Genomic DNA, 25,094 nt, shown 5'->3' with positions numbered 1-25,094 from the left:
TCCCTATCCGCGTAGGTAACTGGTGTACGAATTTTGGCAGGTCTCCTGGCTCATGGTCATTGTTAACGGCGCCTTCCCATACGTTCGTTCATACAGTGGCATTCGTCCGTTTACTCCCATTTACAGTGGCGCGACCGCGTTGGTATTTCACCAACTTCCCTTTCAAGTCTTTTCAGACACCAAATCGTTCATAGGTATATCATTTCACTGCCTCTCATTATACACTATTTCTGAAACCGTATTATATGATATTTCAGATTACTTTCAAATCGCATTCATTAACATTCTGTAACTCTCGAACGCAAAAGAAGGCAACCAATCAGTTTGGCTGCCTTCTTTTGCGATTAAAAGTTATTAAAACGACAAGTACTTTGATCACGTAAAAGACCTAGATCTTTCGGCACCATCGTTTCGATCAAAAAGTCATCTTCTTCCTCGTAAATGATTTTCTTCATTTCGATTCCGAAATACTCCTTCATCCGGGCTTCCGTCATCACTTCGCGGACTTCGCCATACACCACACGCTTTTCCTTTGCAGTCATTAAAACATGGTCAGCCAAGTAGAATGCGTGGTTCGGATAATGCGTGTTGATGATACAAGAAATGTTCTTCTCTTTCGATAACCGCTTTAGTGTCTGTAAAATCACGATTTGTTTTTGAATATCAAGATGCGACTCCGGTTCATCAAGAATCAATACATCCGGCTCCGACACAAGCGTCCGAGCAATCAAGGCCAGTTGCAGTTCCCCACCACTGACGGAATTACAGGACTTTTTGGCAAGGTGAGCAATGCCAACCATTTCAAGAGCAGCGATGGCAGCCTCCCGATCCTTTGCAGAAGGCTGGGATAGCGTACTGATATAAGGCGCCCTTCCCATAATGACAAGCTCTTCCAAAGTAAACCCGAAAACCATTTTATGTGCCTGAGGAACATAACCGATTCGTTTCCAGATCGTTTTGCGTGATAACGCAGTAAGCGGTTTTCCGTCGATGAGCGTTTGACCTTTTTTCCAATCCAGAAGGCCGGTGATGCACTTCAGCATCGTGGTTTTACCCGCACCGTTCGGACCAAGAATCGCCATGATCTCTCCGTCATTCAACGAAAAGTCAATGTCGGTCTGGTAAAGGAAAGGAGCTTTCTCTCTTTTTTTAGCATAGAAAAAATTCCCTCCCTGCACCTCGATTTTCATGACCACCCACCTCCTGTCTTTCTAAGTAGAATCGCAAAGAATGGTGCGCCGATAATGGCTGTCAATATCGATAGCGGAATTTCCGTAGCGGTTACAGAACGAGCCAGATTATCGATCAGGAGTAAATAGGCGCCACCAATCGATAGGGATACCGGTAATACAAGTTGATTGTTGTTCCCGACGAGCATTCTTGCCACATGAGGGATAATCAATCCTACCCAGCCGATGATACCGGCTATCGCTACAGATGAAGCGGTAATTAACGTCGCACCAAGAATGACCGTCCACTTCAATCTAGTAACCGGGATACCTAGCGATTTTGCTTCATCCTCAGGTAAGGTCAGTAAATTGATTCTCCAGCGTAGTGAATACAAAATCAAGATGCCGACAAGGATGATCGGGCCACCGACATATAAATCCTTGTATGTCGCAGTACCAAGGCTCCCCATTAACCAATAGGTGATTGCTGGAAGTTTTTCCTCAGGGTCGGCGACAAACTTAATTAACGATATCAACGCTTGGAAAAGGGCGGAGGTGACAACCCCAGCCAAAACAAGCATGAAGACCGGTGAATCTTTTTTGCCGCTGATTATGAACGTGAAAACGATGGCAGCTAAACCACAGCCAAGTGCCAAGACTTGTGATGCGAAGCCATGTCCCATCAATAAGATCCCAAGAGAAGCACCGAATCCAGCACCTGCAGACACTCCTAGGATATCAGGACTGACCAAGGGATTACCGAACATCCCTTGGAAAGAGGCCCCTGCAATGGATAGGCCGGCACCGATTAACAGGGCCAATAAAATACGCGGCAGGCGAATTTGAAGGACCACTGTTTCTTCCATCTGTGTCCATGTTGGTTCAATTGGAAACACGGTTGAAAGCAATATTTTAATTTGAGTCCCGACATCCATCCCGTAGCGCCCTATGCTTAAAGACAGAAGAACCATCCCTATGGGCAAGAGCCAGAAGAAAATCATTTTCCATTTTTTCATGTACTATCCCTACTTTACTGTTTAGCGGCATTTGAAGATGGGTGAAGAATCTTCTCAACTTGCTCTTTTGTTACATCATAATTGTAGAAATCCGCATAATACTCCGTGATTTCTTCTTTAATATCATAATCAAATAGCTCTGGGTAATTTTTCTGTGCCATCCATTTTAACATGAGGGGCGCATCACCATTTGGTGGGAACCATCTATAAATACCAAGCGGAATCTTATATACCTTCCCTTTTTGGACTGCACTCACCTGACTCCAGTCTTGCCCGTTCACCTTATTGTCGAGTAGATCTTCAGGCTGTGTTGTCGTGAAGTTCGTAATATAGATGATGTCCGGGTTCCATTTGTAGATTTGTTCCATGTTCACTTCTTTCATTCCTGTAACTTCTTTCGCGGCAATATCGTAAGCCCCAGTAGCTTTAAGCCATTGGCTACTGAAGAAATTATTGCCGCCGACGATGATATTCTTATCGCTGTGCTGATGCAGGATCAAGGCTCTTGGCTTGTCTTTTTCTTTTATGCCATCCAATTTCTTATTTAGTTCAGCTTGTACAGCTTTTCCATTTTCCATGAACTTGTCCGCTCTTTCGGTCGTGCCCGTGATTTCTCCGGTCAATTTCAACCAACTATTAAAGGTGGCTAATGGTTCGGCCGCTGCTGCATCGATTGGGTTGAGTGCTACAACGGAAACGCCCGCATCCTCTAATTTATCGATGGTTTTTTGGTCCTGTGCTTTTTCAAAGTAAAGCTGTGGATTTACTTTCATCAACTCTTCCACATTCACTTCACCATTTTGAATGAAGGATGTATCCGCTTTTAAAATGTCGGGTGACATCTCAGCAAGAATGGAATTTTCTGCAGCATTATACGCATTAGGATGTAATCCGACTACTTCCTTAGTCGAGTTCGTCGCTACATACCAAGTAGAGAAATACGGGAGGATGCCACCGACCACGATGCGTTCCACATCAGCTGGAACCGTTACATCACGGCCGAGCTGATCTTGAATGACTTTTTCCTCTGCTGTCGTCTGTTTTTCCGAAGTATCGCCTTTTGTATCATCCTCAGAGTTCCCACATCCTGTAATCAAAGCGGCCATCGCAGTGGTTGCCGCTAACATTGCCCATTTGTTCTTCATGATACTTCCTCCTTATTCTTCTCTAAGCCACTTAGCCATGCCATGTAAAAATGGTTTGGATTGGTCAATGAATCCAAGCCCAATATGGAATATTGGATCAAGGGTAGTAATGATCAATTCCCCTTTATAAGAAACATCATCCGTATAAATGATCGAGCGACCGTCAGGAGTATTCACAAGTGATTTTGCCCCTTCAGGAACTTTGAACGTACCGTGATAGTGCCATTTCATATCTGATAAAGATACATGCTGGTATAGAGGGTGATCTGTGTTATCAGCTATTAAAGGCAAATCTCCATGCTCCTTTACCCACCAACTGAAATTCACTTCGGATTCCTCCCAATCTATTCCTGGAAGCCAATTATCAAGCACTTCACCGAATACGACAAGACGTTTTCCCTCCTGAAGGAATTTAACGAAATAGGGTTGGTAACGCTTTAAGAGCATAAGGGACATCCGATCGTTAACAATTAGCGTGTCATATTGACTTAAATCATATGTATGGAGCTGACGAATTTGAAGAATATCATCATACATATAGGCAAACTCGTCCATTTGAAAGAAACGATGGTGAAAACTATAACCGTTATCTAAAATTGCAACTTTCATTACTTTGTTTCCCCCTTGTTTGCTTCATACTCTTGGCGCATCCAGTTCAAAATTTGTTTAGGTAGAACGCGCGAACTATTTTCCCTGATTCCAAAGCGGTACAAATCAGTTCCCGCACCTGCTACAATTGTTCCGCCTGTCGTTTTTCGGTCGATGTAAATGATTGCTTTGCCTTCTTGATCTTCGACGATCACTTCGGAATGTTCCGGTGCCTCGAGATACCCTCTTGAGAAGAAGCCACGGACTCCTTTTTTATAATTCAAATCGTAAGGATCGATTCCTGAGAACATAGGATGTACGGGCTCAGTCAAGAGGATTTCACGGTCTTTCAAGGAAATCGGTGAACGCATCCAATTCCCGCAACCAGGTAACCAAGGGAGGAAATTTTCAGTTTGCGAAAGAATGACGCCGCCATCATTCAAGTAATTTTCAATAATTTCTTTATGTTCAAGCAAAAAGGCCTCTTCCACAAAATTCGTGACGATGACCCCGGCATATGCAGATAAATCAGCAAATGGAATATCATACAGTTGCAAGAAAACCAAACCATTTTCACGATCGATGTCTTTCAGTCTTGTAAATTGTATATCCGTACTTATATAGGCAATAGGTTTCATAATCAACCATCTTTCTTATATTAATATAATATTATTTCGATTGTAAATATTGTCAAAAGTTGATTAAACGGAATAAAAATCCATTTTTTATTACTTTGAAATAGAATCTATTTATGTTTATCAGTATAGGTGATAATGATTATCATCGTCAATATAAACTTTTATCCAATATGTTGCAATGGGTCATACATGCTGATTCCGTATAGTATCTATCATAAATAGCATTCATTTTCCAAATAAAAAAGCATGATAGTTAACGGCCATTAACCGTTTCCATCATGCTTTAAGAAAGCTACCTACCTTTCATTTCATCCCAAGGTCCTATAATTGGAAAGGTATTTACCAACTCGTGAAGTCCAATATTTTGATTCCCTTTCTTATCAGCCAAAAGACTAAACGAAATGGCATAAAGAGCAATTCAGGAATATAAAAGAGAAGATCGCCGAGAAACTCTAATACAGTTGATTCTCTTTTAGCACTCTTATTTTTATGCTCTTTCCTTCTTTTTCGTAAATTGGACATCCGCATCACCTGCACTCTTTTGGTGCCCACAATATTACCAAATTATAACATCAACTGAGCGGTGTCCATTAATATTTTCATAACAAGAGGCTATTACCTTGAAAAGTTTCCATATAACAAATATAATAAGAAAGTCGTCGTTAACTTTACATGTCCCAGTAGCTCAGCAGGATAGAGCGACAGCCTCCTAAGCTGTAGGTCGTAGGTTCGATTCCTATCTGGGACGCTAATGAGAAACAGCCAAAACCTTGTTATGCATAGGTTTTGGCTGTTTTATTTTATATAGTTATCTGTCTCCATTAAGGATCCGTCCAGGATGCCAGGTTTTCCATTGCTTTACCGATTATGAAGGTGGTCATTTTTACTGTCGATATAAAGTGTATGATCTGGTTGAACTTCTGCATAAAAGACGCCGGAAACTGTTGAAATTCCGTTTTGTAATAATTGTTCATTCAGCCAGTCCGTATCAAGATTCAACTTTTCCAAATTACGCTTGTTAATCACTCCATCTGATACAACTCCTGTTATGATGGGCGACAGTTTCTTTTGGGGATTGACAATATTTATATCTTCTCTCGTGACCGGTTGTTTATTATCTTTTTTCATAACGGAAAGTTTACCCGTAATTTCAAAAATGGCATATTCCACTTCAGTGATTGAAAAAATATCTTTTTGCCTCAGCAATGCCGTTAGCGTATCTGTATCCAAATTAACCTTGCGAAGTGATTTTCCCACCATTTTACCATTTTTGATAATGAAAAGGGGCTCTCCATTCAGTACTTTTCGTGCCCTTTTCGATTTAATGACAACCCGTCCTGATAAAAGTGTAAGTAAACTCCATACAATTAACGCGATAATACCATTCAGAATGCTTAAACGATGGTTAAAAGAAAGATTCCCCGCTATTGAACCAATTGAAATGGCTGAAGCAAAATTAAAGAATGTCATCTCCGAGATTTCTTTTCTCCCCATAATCCGCGTAAGACTCAATAAGACAAGAAATGACAATGTACTTCTTATGATTATTTCGGTGATCCCAAATTATCACCCCCTTTTTTACAATATTGTTACCTTAAGTGATAGGAATATTGTAAAAAGGTTCATCTTCAGGCAGTCGAAAATCATTGTTTGTTAATTATTTAATTTTACTTTTTTTGAAAAAATTGTTTAAGTTTGTCCCACCCGGGTATATAAATAGTGTAAGACATTCTCACCAAAGGAGATGATGTGCAAGATGAGTACTATCAGAAGCCAATGGAACAAAGAGAATGACGCAGCGGTGTTTAGTCCCGGTGATCAGCGTTAGAAGTTATTGAAAAGTTCGATGAAGCCATGAAAGAAACGACAAATCTTCTCACCCAAAGGAGGATACTAACATGAGTATTTACAGCCAATGGAATCCAGAGAATGATGAAGCGGTTTTCAGTCCAGGTGATCAGTCGCCATTCAGTACGCTCACACCATTAGAAACGGTCAAACAAACGACCGACAAAACGCTTGAATTTGATTTACAAGGCACCGTACTGAATAAAATTTAAATGATCTTTTAATTGACGAGTGATAGAGAAAAGGATGGAGCAAACGCTCCATCCTTTTCTCATTAACCATTTAGATGAATTTTGCCACTTCATCCAACGACAATCTTGTTGTTGTTAAATCCACCCATTGTAACTGTGTCATAAGACTTCGCTATTAGCATAAGCTGGCATGGAAACAAGTCCTGCATCGAGGCTAGCAATACTTTCCCTGGCTTCCTTTGAGGCATGAGGATACGTATTCATCGTATTTTCTACGATGCGTGCACGCGTCCCTTCGTCCATGAATCCAGCCTCCACATTCATTCTGCATGGTATATTTTATCTACATTTTTGTACATTTCTGATTCTCCCAATACCACAATGACGGCAGAAGAGATTTCGACAGATTCCTGATTATTGGCTATCTGGCGTAGTTCCTTTTTAATCTCTTGATCCTCGATGACCATAAAGCGCCAAGGTTAAGATTGCTTGAAGAAGGTGCTAGGATGCTTCATTCATGATTTTTGATTTCTTCTGTTGGAATTTTATAAGTGGTATCGAATTTCCTGACAGAGTGACGTTCTTTTATAATTGCCGATAAGCTTTGATCAGTTGGTACATTCATGGTGGTTACCCCTTATTTTTTAAAACTAATTTTATATAAATTACTATTAGTATGTTAACTCCCCCATTTGCTCAAAAAAAAGTCCAGTAGCGATTGGCATTCCCGCTACTGGACCCTTTTCTATTATTTATCGAATTTTAGCTTTGCCAACGCATCCGCTAATGCGGTATTGATTGGCTCTTCTTTATTTTGTTTTTTCATATAATTCGAGACTTCGTTTTTCGACACTTTCTTGTTTTTATTTTGCCCTTTTCGCTTGTTGTAGGAAGACAGTTTTTCATGAAAACCACATTTACATGTAAAGGTCTGTGCTTCGCCTTGCCCTCTCATTTCCATTTTTTTATGGCATTGCGGGCACCTTGCATTTGTTACACGTGAAACACCTTTTTTATGACCGCATTCACGGTCTTGGCAAACGAGCATTTTTCCTTTTTTACTGTTTACTTCAAGCATTAACTTGCCACAGTCCGGGCATTTTGTGCCGGAAATGTTATCATGCTTGAATTTTTGATCACTTGTCTTAATTTCGCGAACGATATTTTGCGCATAGGTGCGCATATCGCCAATGAACGTACGCTTCTCTAGCGTTCCTTTAGCGATGGCCGTAAGTTTTTGTTCCCACTGTGCCGTTAACGCAGGTGAACGTAGATCCTCAGGAGCCAACTCGAGGAGCTGTTTGCCTTTTGAGGTAACATGAAGACCTTTCCCACGCTTTTCAATCAAAAAGCTATTGAACAATTTTTCAATGACGTCAGCCCGGGTTGCAACGGTACCAATACCACCGGTCTCTCCTAACGTCTTAATAAGGTCTTTACTTTCACCAGCCATGAAACGAGCGGGGTTTTCCATTGCCGATAACAAGGTCCCTTCATTGAATGGTTCCGGTGGTTTCGTTTCCCCTTCTGTTTGTTTCACTGCTGAGATGTCTAGGATGTCCCCTTCCCCAAGTGTCGGAAGCAATTGCTCTGCAAGACCATCTTTTGCCTCCTCTTCCTCGAACTGATGATCATAGACTTCCTTCCATCCTGATTTCAAGATGACTTTTCCTTTAGCGATGAACGTTTCACTGCCCACTTTTGTGATGACCGTCGTTTGCTCATACTCAAATGGTGGCATAAGGACAGCAAGAAAACGTTTGACGACTAAATCATAGATTTTTGATTCCTTGTCACTCAATTTACCCGGTAGAGGCGTTTGCTCTGTCGGGATGATGGCATGGTGATCAGTAACCTTGCTGTCATCCACAAACGATTTATTAGTATTGATCGGGCTACGCAATATCCTCGATGCATACTGGGCATATGGTTTGATGCTGACTGCTTGTAATCTTTCCTTCAGCGTATCGACCAAATCCGACGTTAAGAAACGAGAATCCGTTCTGGGATAGGTCAATACTTTATGGCTCTCATATAAACGTTGCATGATGGATAGCGTCTCTTTCGCCGAATAACCAAATTTCTTATTGGCATCCCTTTGTAGCTCGGTTAAATCATATAGCTGAGGAGCAAAATTCTTCTTATGGGCTTTTTTCACTTCCACCACTTCAGCCTTTTTATTTTTCACACCAGCAAGTACCTTTTCTGCCTTTGCCTTATCGAATGTGCGTATATCTTTCGAATGGACATCCTGCCAGACAAGACGCAGTTTAGATTCTGCCGTAGCCGTAACACCGTAATATTTTTTGGGCTGGAATTGTTTAATTTCCCGTTCCTTGGCAGCAATCATCGCAAGCGTCGGCGTTTGTACGCGGCCGCAGGATAACTGAGCATTATGCTTTGTTGTCAGTGCTCTCGTAGCATTCATACCGACGATCCAATCTGCCTCAGCCCTTGCCACTGCAGAGGCGTATAGATTTTCGTACTCTTTCCCATCCTTCAGCTTATTAAACCCATCCTTAATCGCCTTGTCAGTGACGGAAGATATCCAGAGACGCTTGATTGGTTTTTTAACATGGGCCTTTTCCAAAATCCAGCGTGCGACGAGCTCCCCTTCTCGTCCTGCATCCGTGGCAATGATGATATCTTTGACATCACTTCGGTTCAACTGCGTTTTTACAGCTTGGAACTGTTTCCCGGATTGCTTGATCACTACTAGTTTCAACGACGGAGGCAACATAGGAAGGTCCTCGAGCCGCCATGTTTTATATTTTTCGTCATACGTTTCCGGATCGGCATGGGTCACCAAATGTCCGAGTGCCCATGTGACGATATACTGGTTGCCTTCCAAGTAACCGTTGCCTTTTTTTTCACAATTCAACACTTTTGCTATATCTCTTCCGACCGATGGTTTCTCGGCCAGTACGACTGTTTTACTCATAAAAAACATCCTTTCCCTTTTAAACTGCTTCCCTCATTATCTCATATATCTTATGTCAGAGCGATAAAGTCCATGGGTAAAAACCGGAGCCAACTTGGTCAGAAACGAGTGGGTGAAGCCGGTCCCTACACTATCCCTGCCCTAGTGGTTACATGCTGTTATATCTAAGTACAATATGTAAATTACTAGATTAGATAGCAATCTAGTACAGATTTTAGTATGATGAAACGTAGAGATTTTTTCAAATTAATTGGGAGGTTCAACATAAATGAGCTTACTTTCTATAGATAAATTGGCACACAGCTTTGGCGATCGGACATTATTCAAAGATGTTACTTTCCGCTTGATGGCTGGGGAGCATGTAGGCCTCGTCGGTGCTAACGGCGTAGGGAAATCAACGATGATGAATATCATTACTGGACAACTGATTCATGATGAAGGCCGGGTTGAATGGACTCCAGGTGTTGAATATGGTTATCTGGACCAACACACGGTCCTGACTAAAGGCAAGACGATACGCGATGCTTTAAGAGACGCTTACTTACCATTATTCGAGCAGGAAAAAGCGTTGAATGAAGTGACCGAGAAAATGGGGTCGGCAACTCCTGAAGAACTAGAGGAGCTTTTAGAACAAATGGGCGAAATCCAGGATAAACTCGAGGCTGGGGATTTTTATAATCTGGATATGAAAATCGAAGATGCAGCACGCGGACTAGGGTTAGATGCCATCGGTCTCGACCGTGACGTATCTGCCCTGAGCGGCGGACAGCGGACAAAAGTTTTGCTAGCGAAACTACTCTTGGAACAGCCCCAGGTTCTACTGCTAGATGAGCCGACAAACTACTTGGATGTGGAGCATATCCGCTGGTTGAGCACCTACTTGAAGGAATATCCACATGCATTCCTATTAATTTCACATGATACCGAGTTCATGAATGGCGTCGTTGATGTCATCTTCCATCTTGAATTTTCGAAATTGACCCGTTACACGGCGACATACGAAAAGTTCCTTGAACTTGCTGAACTCAATAAGAACCAACACATCAATGCGTACGAAAAACAGCGGGATTTCATTAAAAAGCAGGAAGATTTCATCGCAAAAAATAAAGCCCGCTATTCAACTTCTGGTCGGGCAAAGAGCCGGGAAAAGCAATTGAATCGTATAGAACGAATCGACCGCCCGGAAACGGCAATGAAACCAACTTTCGACTTTAAAGAGTCACGCGCAAGCAGCCGCTATGTATTTGAAGGGGAAGATATCGAGATCGGCTATGACCGTCCGCTCCTTCCAAAACTATCAATGAACATTGAACGCGGAGAGAAAATTGCCATTGTAGGTTGCAACGGAGTGGGGAAATCTACGCTATTAAAAACAATCCTTGGTAAAATCGAACCATTAAGCGGGAAAAGATCGCTTGGTGACTTCCTCTTCCCTTCTTATTTTGAACAAGAAGTACAAGCTGGCAATACCACGCCGATTGATGAAGTGTGGAATGCCTTCCCTCATCTTGATCAACCTCAAGTACGGGCTATCCTCGCTCGGGTTGGCTTGAAAAATGAGCATATCACTCGGCCTATGGCTCATTTAAGTGGTGGGGAGCAATCCAAAGTTCGCTTATGTAAGTTGATGCTTACGGAAAGCAACTGGCTTCTGTTCGATGAACCGACAAACCATTTAGATGTTGTAGCCAAGGAAGAATTGAAACGTGCGTTGAAAGAATATAAAGGAACGGTCCTCCTTGTCTGCCATGAACCGGATTTCTACGAAGATTGGATCACTAAAGTCTGGGACGTTGAAGAATGGTCAAACAATAATTAAATCAACCAAAAATAAGGGGCTGTCTCATAAGTCCCTTTTTTGAGTGAAATAACGCAAAAAATGAAGAGGCATAAATGTTGTTAAATCAACATTTATGCCTCTCTTTATTTATTCAATTTAGGCTTAACTACCCTTTTTGGGACAGCCCCTCTTTTCTATTATTACCATTCCTCATTATGCTCCATGCGTGTCGCTGATACGTTCAGCTACCAATGTATAAGTTTTAGGTATCCCGATATCATTGATTTTATGGTTTGGCTCCTCTTCCAGGACTTTGATGACGAGACCGGATTGTCCGACAGCCGTTATGAGCTCACCTATCGTCCATTTTCGTTGTACCACTTTTGCCAATCCACGTTTATCTTCTTCAGGCATATGTTTAGAGAAAGCCACCTCATTATTTTCGATGGCGGGGGCAAAGTAATTGCCTGTCACCTTATGCTTTTTACCCGTAGAAGTAATGAGCTTCGTCGATATTGGATGGAATTCATGCAATACGAATCGTCCCCCTGGCTTCAACATCCCTTTAACCTTTTCGAATAATGGGTGAAGATCTATGAGGTAATGCAGTACGCCGAGTTCCATTAGAACGAAGTCTTGATCGCCCAATACGTTTTCGGGAGGCAAAGACAATACATCAGAAACAACGTACTCGACGTCCACATCTGATGATACTGCGAGTTCTTTCGCAAAGGTCGCATTTTCCCGAGAAAAATCCACGACCTTGACTTCAGCTCCCAAAATAGCCATGGCAACCGCTTTAACACCGTTCGATCCCATTAAATGAGTGACTTTTCGACCTGCCATTTCTCCCATATATTTATAAAACGGATGCAATCTCCATTTCGGATTATGTTTGATCTTATCTGCCAGTTCCTCCGGTCTTCCGTAACGGTTCACTAGAGCCTGATAATTATTCTGATTCCAGGCCTGTTCATTTTCCGCCGTGAATCCTTGTTGTGCAGCAGAGAGATAAGAATGAATTTCAGCACTATTTCTCTGCATTTCGGCATGATATAAGTAGCTGTAAAGCGATTGGCACCAGAGTTCCGTTTCACCGACTGGTATGGGTAGCCGATAGGGATCCGTTTTGATCGTCATATTGAACAAACAACGAACCGTGATTTGTATCCCATCCTTTTCTAGCTGAAAAAAGGCTGTTTCGGGATTTTTTTGGGGCTGTGAAGGAGCATGATCTATAAAAAGGGCAACCGTTTCGTCAAAGACATCCCATTGCACATCGACCATTATGTTTAAATAGTCCTTTATTTCCACCCCTTGTATAAATAGAGCGGAGGGACCCATAAATTGATAGGGGATATTCCCGCTTTCAAGCAATTCACCTATCCACTTAATTGTATGTAAATATTTTGCGTTCATATGAACCTCCTAATCGTTAAAGATAAGAATCAATCTTCCATGGCCAACCCTAAACCCTTTCGTGCGAGAGTTATCAGTTCATTGTCTTCCCGATCAATTCCATACACAAGCAGTCTGACAAGCATGTAAACGGCTCTATATCTGGCTAAACTTTCCACTTTCGCTTCAATTCCACCATAGATTTCAAAAAAGGCCTGTCTCGCCTCTTTTGGAAAGTAGCTGTACAGAAAGGAAAAATCGATGGCGGGATCCCCAATATGGACGTCTCCCCAATCGATGACACCCACTAACACACCTTCCTCATCGAGCAAGACGTTACGGACATGAATATCACCATGAACAAGGGTATTGCATTGCGGGGTGTACGATAAATCTAAATCCTTCAAAAAATCCGATATGGCATGTGCCTGCTCGGAATAGCCCAGTGTCATCAATGTCGAGAGATGCTCATCTAGGCTGATCTGTCGAAAAGATACATCGAGTCGTTGCATTCCATCAGGCCGTATGCCCAATTGTTTCGCCTTTTGTACAGGAAATCCGTGAAGCATTTTCAGAAAGTAGGCTAACCTTATTGCCGAGGAAATCTTACTATCCTTTGTTTCTTCTATAGGTAAGTATCCCTTCACCATCTTATAGCCGGTAAAGGGATACGGATAATCAGCACTTGGTTCTCCAAAAAAGACCGGTTCAGGTATAGCTAGTGGAAGGTGTCCCGCCAGTGAAGGCAGAAGCATATTTTCCACTTGAATTAAGGTTACGGCAATGGGCCTGCGGGGAAATCTGAATACATATTCCTCATTCAATTGAATGACTGTATTGTCAAACCCTTCCCCTAGTTGCCTCACCTCTTTCAAATTAATATCCGGAAACTGTTTCTTTATCAAATGCTCTGCAAGTTCCAAGGAAACTGGATATTCTGCCAACCAAGGTTTATCCACTTTCTCATCCCCCCTTACCGGTTTCTGCCCCTGCTTGGGGAACTACCTGAATCCCCCCTGCGGTTACCATTCGGGCTATGGGTATTTCCCCTTCTAGACCCTTGGCTTCCTCCTTGTCGTTCACCCCGAGAATTTTCGCGACTGCGCCCACGGGTATCTTCTCTTTGTCCTCCACGCGGGTTTTCGCGTTTAGGACCACGGCTTCCAGTGCCCTCACGTGGGTTCTCTAGACTCAGCTCGCGATTGTCTGCCTGATTAGCTGATCGGTGACTTCCTCGGTTCGGCCCTCTCGTATCGATTCTTTCTCTATGACGGCGGCCACCTCCCGTACGTGGACGATGTGATTCCCCATCGGATGAGTCACGATTATGGCGTTTACGCTTGGTCTCGACCTCTCCCGGCTGGAACATCTTAACTCCTTCGATCTTTCTCCGTTCAATTTTCATTGAGATGCCTTTTTCAATATCATTCAGTAGCTGAAGATCTTTCGTAGCGATAAAGGTTACGGCTAGTCCATGCTCACCGGCCCTTCCTGTACGCCCTATCCTATGGATGTAGCTTTCAGCATCTTCTGGGACATCGTAGTTAAAAACATGGGTCACGCCTTCAACATCCAGACCACGCGCTGCAACATCCGTGGCCACAAGATATTGAAGCTTCGCATCACGGAAGTTTTTCATGACTCGTTCTCGTTTTGCCTGTGATAGGTCGCCATGAAGCTCATCAGAATTGAAACCGGCGGCCTTTAGAGCATCGTTCAAAACAGAAACGCGACGCTTTGTTCGGCAAAAAACAATGGCCAAATACGGCTGTTCTTCCTTTATGATGCTGATCAATGAGGATTGTTTGGCACGGTCCGTCGTCTCGATGACAAGTTGGCGGATTTGCTCCACCGTCACCTGCTCAGCTTTAACTGCAGCTGTTAATGGTTTATTCATATAGCGCTTGGCCAGCTGATGGACTTGTTCAGGCATCGTAGCTGAAAAAAGCAAGGTTTGTCTATTCTCTGGAAGTTGCCCCATGATTTCTTCCACTTCTGGTAAGAATCCAATATGAAGCATTTGGTCCGCTTCATCCAAAACAAGCGTTTCCGTTTGAGACAGATCAATTGTGCCCCTTCGTAAGTGGTCCAATAATCGGCCCGGTGTGGCTACGACGACCGAAATGTTCCGTGTCAGCTTTTTCATTTGCTGTTCCACATCTTGTCCACCATAGACAGCTAGCACTTGCAACTCCTCAATCTCATTAGCGAATTTTTTCAGTTCCGCTGTTATTTGTAGCGCTAATTCCCTCGTTGGTGTGACAATCAAGGATTGAACGTGGGAAGCTTTGGGATCGACCTTTTCTAATATTGGAAGTAAAAAAGCCAATGTCTTGCCGGTTCCTGTCTGTGCCTTCGAAATGACGTCCCTGCCTTCCATAATGTCCGGTATTGATTTTTCCTGGATCGGTGTTGGGTTTGTAATGCCATTTTGCTTCAATATCGCGTTAATCTCCGGGCTTATGCCCAGCTCTATGAAATTTGTCATGTATTGGCCTACTCTCTAAATTTGTCATTTATATTTATAAATCATCGTAAATATTCACATAGTATCTTTATTAAGGTTAATTTCTTTACTCCAAGTTCCTTGTTAGTATATCATTATCTATTTTCGAGAGAAAATTTTTCATGGTATTGTGCTTTATATGTTTTTCTAATATAATTTATAAGATTTTAAATTTCTGAACTAACTATACTATTTGAGCTACTCGCTGGAAAAAGGTGGGCGTCTCCTCCTTGTAAATGTCTGTACAAGGAGTTTTTGTATATAAAAAAAGGAGTGGCCGCATGTTTAAATTAAAAGAACGGAAAACGAATTTTAAGACAGAAGTCCTTGCGGGGCTTACAACCTTTTTAACATTAGCTTATATTATCGTTGTAAATCCCAAAATACTATCTGATGCTGGTGTTCCCTTTGAACAAGCCTTTACAGCAACGATCATCGCTACCCTAATCGGTACTCTATGTATGGCTTTTTTAGCCAATTATCCAATTGTCATTGCTCCCGCGATGGGGTTGAATGCCTATTTCGCTTACTCTGTCTTAGGCACTCATGATATCTCATACACGGTCGCCTTTTCGGCAGTCTTTGTTACAGGGATTATCTTTGTCGTTTTATCGCTTACTTCCTTCCGGTCTAAACTGATCGAAGCCATTCCTAATAATCTGAAACACGCTATAAGTGCGGGGATTGGATTGTTTATCACCTTTATCGGGCTTCGTTTATCAGGGGTCGTTGCTAGTCATGAATCGAATCTAGTCGCCCTTGGAAGCTTTAGGGACCCTAGTGTAGCACTTACATTGATCGGTTTGGTAATAACCATCGTCTTGATGGTCCGTAAGGTTCAGGGTTCGATTTTCATCGGGATGATCATTACAGCCATCATCGCCCTCTTTACAGGTCAGCTAAAGATTGATCGTTTCGTTTCAATTCCGTCATTACCGGAAGGCATCATTGTTGCAAACCCTATCACTTCTTTTGCGGATGTCATAAACTACGGACTATATGGCGTAGTATTCTCCATCCTACTCGTCATGTTATTCGACACTACAGGAGCCTTAATTGGGATTGTGCGTCAAGCCGGTTTATTGAAAGACGGAAAGTTGGAGAAAGCAGGCAGTGCTTTCTTTGCGGATTCTGTCGGTACAACAATCGGAGCTATGTTCGGTACAAGTCCAACCGCTGCTTCCGTTGAATCTTCTGCTGGTGTAGGATCAGGTGGGAAAACAGGGTTAACTGCTCTTGTTGTAGCCATCCTTTTCTTGATAACAGCCTTTTTCAGCCCACTTATCGGTGCTGTCTCAAATATTGCGGCCATCACTGCACCCAGCTTGATCATAGTAGGCAGCATGATGATCAAAAGCATTAATGAGATTGACTGGACTCATTTCGATGAATCCTTTCCAGCCTTTTTGGTCATTGTGACGATGCCACTTACTTCAAGTATCGCCAATGGTATAGCACTTGGATTCATTTCTTATCCTATACTGAAAATTGCCAAAGGGAAGTTCCGGGATGTTCATCCGTTGGTGTACATTTTTGCCCTCCTTTTCCTTTACCAACTCATTTTCCTAGCATAAAAAAAGGAACCGTGAAATTTCACGGTTCCTTTTTCGTTTCTTACTTATTACAATAGATAACAAAAAGAAGGTATCCGACACACTGTTGGATATCCTCTTATATTTACTGGTTCATTTGATCAAGAAAATCACCAAGGAGGTCATCGAGGTTTTCCTCTTCAGATTCCGGATGCTCGGCCTGCTCGGACATATTTTCCGAACTCCAATCAAAGTCATCCAAATCCATTTCAGGTATGTCTCTCTGTACCTCTTCCACATTTTCTTCTACCGTTTCTACCTGATCCTTTAAATAGACATCCTCATTGATCACATTGCTGTTGAGTGAGGCTAATAATGCCGTGGCCCGCAATGGGTCGGATAAAAGGTGGTATAAAATCGTTCCAAGCATTGCTTCTGAGTGGGAATGCTTAAGCCAGTCACGCTGAGATTTACTAAGCTTGTTCGGCATGGGCAAGGCAATCATTTCCCGTTCCTGATGGGAGGATTGCCCGACGCCATCGAGAACATACTCAGCAATTTTACTGGAAAAATTCCTTCTTTCCGTTTCCTTTAACTTCTGCAGCTGTCTTAACGTATAATCTGATACATCTGAAGGGATACGAAAAGTGATGGCCTGTCCTCTTTTGATTTCAGAAGAAGCTGTTTTTTTCATCTTCTCACCTATTTAACTGAACCTGTACGTTGTTCTTTCTTCGTAGGTTGTGAATGTTGCTGTTCTTTTGAATTCCGGCGTTTAAAATCGGAAATCAACTTATAATAAGCATTGGCCATCATCCAAACGCTTTCTCTTTCATCTTCAAAAAAGTCGATATTGTACCCATCAAAGTTTTGATTGAGTGTTTTTAAGTAATCTTTCAGTACGATTGAACCTCCACCAACGAAATAACAAATCTCCGTCTGCGAATTTTTTTTCCAAACGTTACGAAGATGACGGTATTGTTTTTTTGCCAGTTCTCCTAGAATCCGGTCAACAATATCATGTACACTTGTCCGGCTTCCGCGAACCATAATATGGTTGCGATCATTTTTCTTCGTAATAATCTCTACCACGTCGCGTCTGCTATCCAGCTCGACACCATGTTTTTTCCTAATCTCTTCTCGAATTGACTCAAGAGCCTCAGCCACACCTAGATTGAACCCTTGGGCTTTATCATCATCCACTTTGCGATTCTTGATGACCGCGATATCCGTCGAAAGTCCACCGATATCTTGAATAAGGATTCTTTTATCGATTAGTTCACGGTTAATAATATTCAAATCATTGTCCATGACCAGGTTGATGTAAGCTGCAAATCCTTCTGGATAGACCTTGACTTCGTCAAATTTGATATTAACCTTCAGACCCTGGTATTTGGGTGTAATTAAAAATTCCACCTGGTGCACGGAGCCGACTAATTTAGAGCGGTATCCAACATCTTTCCCTTCCTTCACTTCACGGAGCGGTAGGCCCGTCCCTAACGTATAATTGGCTTCAACAACATTATTAACCTTTTTAAAACGATCATTGCTCCCTTGTTTAGCCGCATCCAATGCCAGCGCTGCAAAAAGCATAATTAACGTTTGATCTTCTTCCGATTTACTGCTGCCTAAATCCAATTCTGAAGGATTGTCACTTTTTGTCGCTAAATTGCCGACACGGTAAATGGCATTATTATCTTGTAGCGCCGGTGAGTGGACTCTAATGTGAATCCCATCTAACGGATTATTCTCATCAAGTTCTTCTATCCCAATTACCGGACGGTCCTCAATATCCTTTGCAATAACATTCGGTATATATAGTTCTGACTCTAGTTTTCCAAAAATAGCTTTGATAGCATCGTTTCCAACATCTACTGCTGCGATTCTAGAACTCATCTTAAAACATCCCCTTTTTTAAAAAAATTTAAGACTAAGACTGTGTACCTTAATAACAATAGAAAAAAATACCAAATTAGTCAATGATACATTAGGTATACATTTTTCCGTAATATGTATTCTTTTTGTATACATAGGAACAAATATGTACACATCCTTATATATAGCCATGTATACATCTTTGTAAACATGTATACATAATTGTTTACAAACAATCTTATTTTGTTTACAAGTATACATTTTTGTATACACTATCAAAATAACCTTTTCAATTCATCTTTCTCTACCAAAAAAAGAGAATATTAAAAAGGAATAATGGGAATGGTAATATACGGTAATAACTCTTAAACCTCTGGAGGTATATCAATGACTGATAATAATACAGAACTTCCTCAATACCCTGAACCCTTCTGGAGAAGCACATTGTCGTTCCCTTCATTCCCAAAGGTCGAATCAGATATCCAAACCGATGTCTTAGTTGTAGGAGGAGGGATTACAGGAATAACTTCTGCTTATCTTTTAGCCAAGCAAGGAGTTCAAGTCACACTCATTGAAGCTAGCGAAATCCTTAATGGGACAACAGGCCATACAACAGCCAAGATTACTGCCCAGCATGGCCTGATTTATGACAAATTGATTACTGAACATGGTGAAGAAAAAGCAAAGTTATATTACGAAGCAAATAAAGAGGGCATGAACATTATCAAAGGTTTGATAGATGAGCACTCCATCGAATGTAATTTATCCACTCAGGATGCTTACGTGTATGCCAATACCGATGAATATGTCAATAAAATCCGAAAGGAATTGAGAGCCTATCATAAACTGGAGATACCCGGTGATTATACCGACAACATCCCTTTCTCCATTCCTTGCAAAGCTGCCATAATCATGAAGGATCAAGCTCAGTTCCATCCTTTAAAATATTTAATGGCTCTCACCTCCCCCATTCTTGAAAGTGGCGGAAAAATTTATGAACATACCACAGCCATGAAGATTGAAGACGGCGCTAAACCGACCATTTTGACTGAGGACGGGCATAAAATCACCTGTAACCATGTCATTGTCGCGTCTCATTTTCCTTTTAACGACGAAATGGGATTATATTTTGCCCGTGTACATGTAAAAAGATCGTATGTACTTGGCGTTAAGACGAAAGAAGAATATCCAGGAGGCATGTTTTACAGCGCCGATACCCCCTCCCGATCGCTTCGCTATACGGAAAACGACGACGGGGAAAAGCTAATCCTTGTCGGTGGAGAAGGACATAAAACCGGGCAAGGCATATCCACGATAAAACATTATGAAGCGTTACAGGATTTTAGCTCTCACTATTTCGATGTGGAGGATATCCCTTACCGTTGGTCCGCTCAGGATATTATGACTCCCGATGACCTACCATTCGTCGGACCATCTACTCCGAATCACCCACGGGTGCTCATAGCAACGGGTTATGCAAAATGGGGCATGACCAATGGAACGATTGCCGCCAAGATCTTAACCGACCGAATTCTACAAAAGGACAATCAATTTACAGACCTGTACGATCCAGCCAGACTAGATGGAATTAAAAACATGGTGAAAGATAATACTGATGTCGCCAAGCATATGATTCAAGGTAAGCTCTCTATCCTTCATAAAAAGCCAGAAGACATAGGGATTGATGAAGGAGCCATTGTCAAAGTGAACGGAGATAAAGCCGGGTGTTATCGTGATAAAGAGGGGCAGCTATTTATCGTGGATTCCACATGTACCCATATGGGGTGTGAGGTAGCGTGGAATAGCGGCGACCGGACTTGGGATTGCCCATGTCATGGCTCACGTTTCTCTATTACGGGAGACGTAATAGAAGGGCCAGCTGTCGAGCCACTCAAAAAGATACGCTAAATGGTTAAGATATGGTCGTTACCACCTATTATTCGACTAACACAACTGTTTTCCTTATACTGAAGGTAATGCATTATCTTGCAAATACCTCTAAAAGGGATTGAATAAATTATGAACGGTAAAAATCGCAAAGATATCACACCGGGAACTTCTGTGGATATTGTATTAAAAGCAGATCAACGGAGTGGCAAACTAACAAGTGGAACAGTGAAGGACATTTTAACTAACTCCAGCAGCCACCCACATGGGATAAAAGTGAGGTTGACGGATGGACAGGTTGGTAGGGTCCAGGTCATCCACAAATAAAAACACTCGGCTCAAACCGAGTGTTTTTTTGTATCCTTCCCTCTGTCAATATAAAAGAGAGCATGTTTTCCCTTTTAGCTTCGTACAATAGGGTAAACTCATTATTAAAAAAGGTTGGTGTCATCATGAATCAGGAATTTAGCGCACCCAATCGCAACACTCGTCATAAGCCTCATGTTTTAAAGGTTTCCGGCTCTGAAACGCTTCAGACTGCCCCTGACCAAGCCACCATTACCCTTGGGGTCATAACAGAAGATCAAGATCCCCAGAAGGCTCAACAGGCCAATTCTCAAAGCATTGCACATCTCATTACCGGACTCCAGTCCATAGGCATCTCCGAAGATCAATTGAAAACGAGCGAATACAAGATTGACCCGCAATATGATTATATTGATGGAAAGGAATTCTTCAAGAATTATAAAGTTCAATATATTATCCAAATCCAAACCACTGAGATTGAAACGATTGGAAGCATAATCGACACCGCTGTCAGTCGTGGGGCCAATTCCATTTCCAGTATCCGCTTTTCGTTATCATCTCCAGAGCTCTACTATAACCAAGCTCTTTCGCTGGCTTTAAAGAATGCATATGAAAAAGCACTTTCCATGGCACGAACCATAGGAATCACCCTGAAACCCATTCCCATTCTGGTGGAAGAAATATCGGACACCACGCCTCCCATTCTCTACCAAACCAATTCCTATACCAAGATGGCCTCCACCCCCATCCAGCCTGGGGAACTAAACATAACAGCTACTGTAAGGATGGAATATACCTATTAAAGTATCGCATTCCAAAAACCCTCTATCGGCGAATGTTCTACGCTAAAAGAGGGTTCTGCTTTTTAAAAAACTACCGTTTTGTTTTCATGAACAAGAACGCGGTCTTCCAAATGCCATTTCACAGCATGAGCAAGCACCCTGCGTTCCGCAGAACGACCAATTTTCTTCATCTCTTCTGCAGAGTCCCGATGATCGACACGTTCAATGTCCTGCTCGATGATGGGACCTTCATCTAAATCATTAGTTACATAATGTGAAGTGGCCCCAATTAGCTTAACCCCACGGGCATAGGCACGTTCATATGGACGCGCACCAATGAATGCAGGTAAGAACGAATGGTGGATGTTGATGATCCTATTCGGATGAGCCGCAACGAACTCTGGCGTCAGAATCTGCATATATCGAGCCAATACGATTAAATCGATCTTATAATCCTCCAACAGTTTAAGCTGTTGTGCCTCTACTTCTTTACGAATATCCTTATTTGCTGGAATATAGTAAAAAGGAATGTTCATCGATTCGACAATCTCTCTATTATCTTCGTGATTACTGATGACAATCGCTATATCAGCTAATAGATTCCCACTTTGCCATTCCCATAACAGCTCAAGCAAGCAATGTGGTTCTTTAGAAACGAAAATCGCCGTCCTCTTTAAATCACTTACGTAATTAAACGTCCACTGCATGGAAAATCTTTCTGAAATTTCTTGAAATTCTTTTTCCATGTCTCCTGACTTTGCCTTTAAGCCTGGGCAATCAAATTCTATTCTAGTAAAAAAGGTCCCTCCATTAGGATTCATGGAGTACTGACTCAATTCAACAATATTCGCTCCATATTCTTTAAGGAATGCCGTTACCGTTGCGACAATTCCTGGTTGGTCTGGACACTTTATTATTAAGCGACCTCTATCTTCATTCTTTTCACGATATGCCTGTAACTGATCTTGCACGAAGTTATTCACCATTATCCCCACAGCCCTTCTTCTTTTTTGCTATATTATACTTTATTTCAAAGGCAAAGTTAATGTCAGTCCATCTAGAAGGAGGAAAAGCAAGGTCCAAAACCTCTATGCTGACATAATAAAAACAGAATAAATGACAGGAATCGACCCGTTCAAGGTCGGTTTTTTTGTCATTTAGGACGTTATACCTGAAATAGGAGGTTATGACAGATGACAACTGGGTATAGAACACTTTATTAGTTCTAAAAAGGGGGATTAGAAACAATCATGAAATTATCGGTAAAATTCATTCTTGCATTATTGGTCATAATTAGCCTCCTGTCCGGCTGTGCCGAGAAAGATCAGCTAGAGGATGGCAGTAAACTGATTAATGAAGATCAGTTCGTATTCGCTTCCTCAGGCGAGTTCAAACCCTTCAGCTATGTTAACGATGACATGACTGTGACGGGTTTTGATGTCGAAGTGGGAACGGCCATTGCCAAAGAATTAGGTCTTAAGCCAGTCCCTAAGCGAATAAAATTCAAAGGAATCGTTGAGGGGGTCAAAACCGGACGGGCAGATGCCGCTGTAGCCAGCCATACAATCAATGATCAGCGTAGTAAACATGTTGCCTTTTCCACCCCATATTACTACTCAGGTCCACAAATCTTTGTTCGACCCGATAGTGATATCAAGACAATTAAAGATTTAAAAGGAAAAGAAGTTGCCGCCTCTAAAGGCTCTACCTACGCGAATACCGCTGAAGAGTATACAACTAATGTAAAAACCTACGATAGTGACATCACTGCGCTGAAAGCACTGAGCGGGGGGCGTCATGATGCTGTCATAACTGATTTTGTCACTGGAAAAGAAGCCGTGAAAGAAGGCTTTGACATTGAAGGGAGACAGTTGATTGAACGTAGCGAACAGGCCATTGTATTGCCACAGGATAATCCTAAATTACTAGTGCGCGTCAATGGTGCCCTAGAAAACCTTCGTGAAGACGGAACACTTGCTGAAATCAGCAAAAAGTACTTTGGAGAAGATATCACAACCAAACCTGAATAAAGATTGAAAGAAAGGGAGTTGTCACATTGCCAAGTTTTTCACATTTTTTTGATACATTATTTAGTTCTTCGGATGTGTTCATCCGAGCCATGCTCCTAACCTTGGAGCTTACTGTCGTATCCATTTTAGTAGGGACCGTCATTGGATTACTTTTTGCACTCTTAAAAATTTCTAATATAAAAATTCTTGCCTGGATATCAGATGCGTATGTTTTCCTTGTCCGAGGCACGCCATTGATCGTCCAAATATTCATCCTCTACTTTGGTATAAGCAACATCTTCCTGCTTCCCGATTTCTGGGCAGCTTCCCTTGCCCTCGCCTTCCATAACGGGGCTTATATTTCCGAAATCTTACGCGGAACCATTCAATCCATCGATAAAGGACAGATGGAGGCTGGACGTTCACTAGGTATGAGCAGGTCCCTAACATTAAGAAGGATTATTTTACCACAAGCCTTCCGCCGTGCACTACCGCCACTAGGCAATCAATTCATCATTGGCCTTAAGGATTCTTCACTGGCCGCATTCATCTCGATGAATGAGCTCTTCAATGTAGCCACCACATTAGGTTCAAATAATTTTGATGAAATGACTTACCTACTGATTGTAGCTGTTTATTACTTGATACTTGTGGCCATCTTAACCATAACCGTCAATGCATTCGAAAAGAAATTGTCCATAAGTGATCGATAGGGGGAATTGAAAATGGAACAAAAAGAAATGATTCGCATAAGGAACTTAAATAAATCATATGGAGACCTACATGTCCTTAAGGATATTGACATGAAGGTTCTGGATAGCGATGTCGTCTGTCTGATAGGCCCTAGTGGTTCCGGTAAAAGTACATTGCTCCGTTGCCTTAATTATTTAGAGAAAAAGGACAGCGGACAGATTCTGATTGAGGGAACGGAAATTAAGCCTGGTAACCAGGATATTAATAAAATTCGTGAAAAAGTGGGCATGGTCTTTCAGCATTTTTATCTTTTCCCACATATGACCGTACTCGAGAACATCATAGAAGCGCCAACTCATGTTAAGAAGATCCCTAAATCCCAAGCCATCAAGGAAGCAAAAGAATTATTGGTTAAAGTGGGACTCTCGGATAAAGCGGATGTCTATCCAAGCAAACTGTCCGGTGGGCAAAAACAGCGTGTTGCCATCGCCCGGGCTCTAGCCATGAAGCCTGACATCCTGCTCTTTGATGAGCCCACTTCCGCCCTCGATCCTGAACTCGTCGGTGAAGTGTTATCCACGATGAAAGAACTTGCCATCGAAGGAATGACGATGGTCGTCGTGACCCATGAGATGAGCTTTGCCCGTGAAGTTGGCGATTGGATTGTCTTCATGCACAATGGGCGGGTCATCGAAAGTGGTCCTCCAGCTGAATTTTTCACCAACCCAAAAGAAGAACGGACGAAGGAATTTTTACAAACAACGGTATTTTAATCAATGTCATCCCGAAG

The 25,094-nt window shown here is 42.0% G+C and carries 23 protein-coding genes, 1 tRNA gene and 1 riboswitch; of the genes, 10 read left to right on the top strand and 14 right to left on the bottom strand.

Annotated features, from left to right (window positions below; all coding sequences use genetic code 11):
• Positions 1-18: 18 nt before the first annotated feature.
• A riboswitch (cobalamin riboswitch) is annotated at positions 19-199 on the bottom strand.
• Between the two features lie 145 nt (positions 200-344).
• Genes ACIQXN_RS03870 through ACIQXN_RS03850 form a run of 5 tightly spaced genes read right to left on the bottom strand, consistent with a single transcriptional unit; the run spans position 345 to position 4,556 of the window.
• Positions 345-1,190: an ABC transporter ATP-binding protein gene (locus tag ACIQXN_RS03870; RefSeq protein WP_402961996.1), complete on the bottom strand. Its 846-nt coding sequence runs from the start codon at positions 1,188-1,190 to the stop codon at positions 345-347.
• Positions 1,187-2,185, bottom strand: a complete 999-nt coding sequence (locus ACIQXN_RS03865) for a FecCD family ABC transporter permease (protein ID WP_402961993.1) — start codon at positions 2,183-2,185, stop codon at positions 1,187-1,189. Before ACIQXN_RS03865 ends, ACIQXN_RS03870 begins: the two co-directional genes overlap by 4 nt.
• Before the next feature lie 14 nt (positions 2,186-2,199).
• Entirely contained in the window at positions 2,200-3,330 is a 1,131-nt protein-coding gene (locus ACIQXN_RS03860; protein ID WP_402961991.1) for an ABC transporter substrate-binding protein, read from the bottom strand.
• A 12-nt stretch (positions 3,331-3,342) separates the two neighbouring features.
• The gene (locus tag ACIQXN_RS03855) at positions 3,343-3,939 is read right to left on the bottom strand and encodes a hypothetical protein (protein WP_402961988.1); all 597 of its coding nucleotides are present in this window, start codon (positions 3,937-3,939) and stop codon (positions 3,343-3,345) included.
• Positions 3,939-4,556 (bottom strand): hypothetical protein, encoded by a 618-nt coding sequence (locus ACIQXN_RS03850; protein ID WP_402961986.1) that lies wholly within the window; start codon positions 4,554-4,556, stop codon positions 3,939-3,941. The genes ACIQXN_RS03855 and ACIQXN_RS03850 overlap by 1 nt, the downstream gene beginning before the upstream one ends.
• A gap of 674 nt (positions 4,557-5,230) precedes the next feature.
• On the opposite strand from ACIQXN_RS03850, the gene ACIQXN_RS03845 reads away from it, so the two are divergent.
• A tRNA-Arg gene (locus ACIQXN_RS03845) sits at positions 5,231-5,304 on the top strand.
• Between the two features lie 110 nt (positions 5,305-5,414).
• Here ACIQXN_RS03845 and ACIQXN_RS03840 read toward each other — a convergent pair.
• A complete protein-coding gene (locus ACIQXN_RS03840; protein ID WP_402963309.1) occupies positions 5,415-6,098 on the bottom strand; it encodes a DUF421 domain-containing protein in 684 nt (227 codons plus the stop codon).
• A gap of 356 nt (positions 6,099-6,454) precedes the next feature.
• Between ACIQXN_RS03840 and ACIQXN_RS03835 the strand changes: the two genes are divergently transcribed.
• Positions 6,455-6,616, top strand: coding sequence for a hypothetical protein (locus ACIQXN_RS03835; protein ID WP_402961983.1), 162 nt, complete (start codon positions 6,455-6,457; stop codon positions 6,614-6,616).
• A gap of 138 nt (positions 6,617-6,754) precedes the next feature.
• Here ACIQXN_RS03835 and ACIQXN_RS03830 read toward each other — a convergent pair whose 3' ends face one another.
• The gene (locus ACIQXN_RS03830) at positions 6,755-6,898 is read right to left on the bottom strand and encodes a hypothetical protein (protein WP_402961981.1); all 144 of its coding nucleotides are present in this window, start codon (positions 6,896-6,898) and stop codon (positions 6,755-6,757) included.
• Positions 6,899-7,343: 445 nt separating this feature from the next.
• Positions 7,344-9,536 (bottom strand): DNA topoisomerase III, encoded by a 2,193-nt coding sequence (locus ACIQXN_RS03825; protein ID WP_402961978.1) that lies wholly within the window; start codon positions 9,534-9,536, stop codon positions 7,344-7,346.
• A gap of 268 nt (positions 9,537-9,804) precedes the next feature.
• On the opposite strand from ACIQXN_RS03825, the gene ACIQXN_RS03820 reads away from it, so the two are divergent.
• A complete protein-coding gene (locus tag ACIQXN_RS03820; RefSeq protein WP_402961976.1) occupies positions 9,805-11,355 on the top strand; it encodes an ABC-F family ATP-binding cassette domain-containing protein in 1,551 nt (516 codons plus the stop codon).
• 174 nt (positions 11,356-11,529) lie between these two features.
• On the opposite strand, the gene ACIQXN_RS03815 is transcribed toward ACIQXN_RS03820, so the two are convergent.
• From ACIQXN_RS03815 to ACIQXN_RS03805, 3 genes are read right to left on the bottom strand one after another with little or no spacing between them, the layout of a single operon-like run.
• Complete coding sequence (locus ACIQXN_RS03815) at positions 11,530-12,735, bottom strand: class I SAM-dependent methyltransferase (protein WP_402961973.1); 1,206 nt, start codon at positions 12,733-12,735, stop codon at positions 11,530-11,532.
• A gap of 29 nt (positions 12,736-12,764) precedes the next feature.
• Positions 12,765-13,673: a phosphotransferase gene (locus ACIQXN_RS03810; RefSeq protein ID WP_402961971.1), complete on the bottom strand. Its 909-nt coding sequence runs from the start codon at positions 13,671-13,673 to the stop codon at positions 12,765-12,767.
• A gap of 14 nt (positions 13,674-13,687) precedes the next feature.
• Entirely contained in the window at positions 13,688-15,202 is a 1,515-nt protein-coding gene (locus ACIQXN_RS03805) for a DEAD/DEAH box helicase (RefSeq protein WP_402961969.1), read from the bottom strand.
• Positions 15,203-15,501: 299 nt separating this feature from the next.
• Here ACIQXN_RS03805 and ACIQXN_RS03800 point away from each other — a divergent pair, with 299 nt between their 5' ends.
• Positions 15,502-16,794, top strand: coding sequence for an NCS2 family permease (locus ACIQXN_RS03800; protein WP_402961966.1), 1,293 nt, complete (start codon positions 15,502-15,504; stop codon positions 16,792-16,794).
• Positions 16,795-16,897: 103 nt separating this feature from the next.
• On the opposite strand, the gene ACIQXN_RS03795 is transcribed toward ACIQXN_RS03800, so the two are convergent.
• Both ACIQXN_RS03795 and ACIQXN_RS03790 read right to left on the bottom strand, forming a co-directional pair.
• A complete protein-coding gene (locus tag ACIQXN_RS03795) occupies positions 16,898-17,446 on the bottom strand; it encodes a hypothetical protein (RefSeq protein WP_402961964.1) in 549 nt (182 codons plus the stop codon).
• 8 nt (positions 17,447-17,454) lie between these two features.
• Entirely contained in the window at positions 17,455-18,648 is a 1,194-nt protein-coding gene (locus ACIQXN_RS03790) for an Alp7A family actin-like protein (protein ID WP_402961961.1), read from the bottom strand.
• 366 nt (positions 18,649-19,014) lie between these two features.
• Here ACIQXN_RS03790 and ACIQXN_RS03785 point away from each other — a divergent pair, with 366 nt between their 5' ends.
• From ACIQXN_RS03785 to ACIQXN_RS03775, 3 genes are all read left to right on the top strand, one after another.
• Positions 19,015-20,535: an FAD-dependent oxidoreductase gene (locus ACIQXN_RS03785; protein WP_402961959.1), complete on the top strand. Its 1,521-nt coding sequence runs from the start codon at positions 19,015-19,017 to the stop codon at positions 20,533-20,535.
• Between the two features lie 111 nt (positions 20,536-20,646).
• Complete coding sequence (locus tag ACIQXN_RS03780) at positions 20,647-20,841, top strand: YwbE family protein (RefSeq protein ID WP_057914066.1); 195 nt, start codon at positions 20,647-20,649, stop codon at positions 20,839-20,841.
• Positions 20,842-20,966: 125 nt separating this feature from the next.
• The gene (locus tag ACIQXN_RS03775) at positions 20,967-21,623 is read left to right on the top strand and encodes an SIMPL domain-containing protein (RefSeq protein ID WP_402961956.1); all 657 of its coding nucleotides are present in this window, start codon (positions 20,967-20,969) and stop codon (positions 21,621-21,623) included.
• A gap of 62 nt (positions 21,624-21,685) precedes the next feature.
• On the opposite strand, the gene purU is transcribed toward ACIQXN_RS03775, so the two are convergent.
• Entirely contained in the window at positions 21,686-22,588 is a 903-nt protein-coding gene (purU, locus tag ACIQXN_RS03770; protein WP_402961954.1) for a formyltetrahydrofolate deformylase, read from the bottom strand.
• A 264-nt stretch (positions 22,589-22,852) separates the two neighbouring features.
• Here purU and ACIQXN_RS03765 point away from each other — a divergent pair, with 264 nt between their 5' ends.
• Genes ACIQXN_RS03765 through ACIQXN_RS03755 form a run of 3 tightly spaced genes read left to right on the top strand, consistent with a single transcriptional unit; the run spans position 22,853 to position 25,077 of the window.
• Entirely contained in the window at positions 22,853-23,632 is a 780-nt protein-coding gene (locus ACIQXN_RS03765) for a transporter substrate-binding domain-containing protein (protein WP_402961951.1), read from the top strand.
• Positions 23,633-23,658: 26 nt separating this feature from the next.
• Positions 23,659-24,324, top strand: coding sequence for an amino acid ABC transporter permease (locus ACIQXN_RS03760; protein ID WP_402961949.1), 666 nt, complete (start codon positions 23,659-23,661; stop codon positions 24,322-24,324).
• A 12-nt stretch (positions 24,325-24,336) separates the two neighbouring features.
• Positions 24,337-25,077 carry an amino acid ABC transporter ATP-binding protein gene (locus tag ACIQXN_RS03755; RefSeq protein WP_402961946.1) on the top strand — a complete coding sequence of 247 codons (741 nt, stop codon included), beginning with the start codon at positions 24,337-24,339 and terminating at the stop codon, positions 25,075-25,077.
• Positions 25,078-25,094 lie beyond the last annotated feature (17 nt).

This window comes from Peribacillus sp. NPDC097295 (assembly GCF_044761665.1).
Classification (GTDB): domain Bacteria; phylum Bacillota; class Bacilli; order Bacillales; family DSM-1321; genus Peribacillus.
The sequence above is the reverse complement of the archived record's forward strand: the minus strand, read 5'-3'. Positions and strand labels throughout refer to the sequence as shown.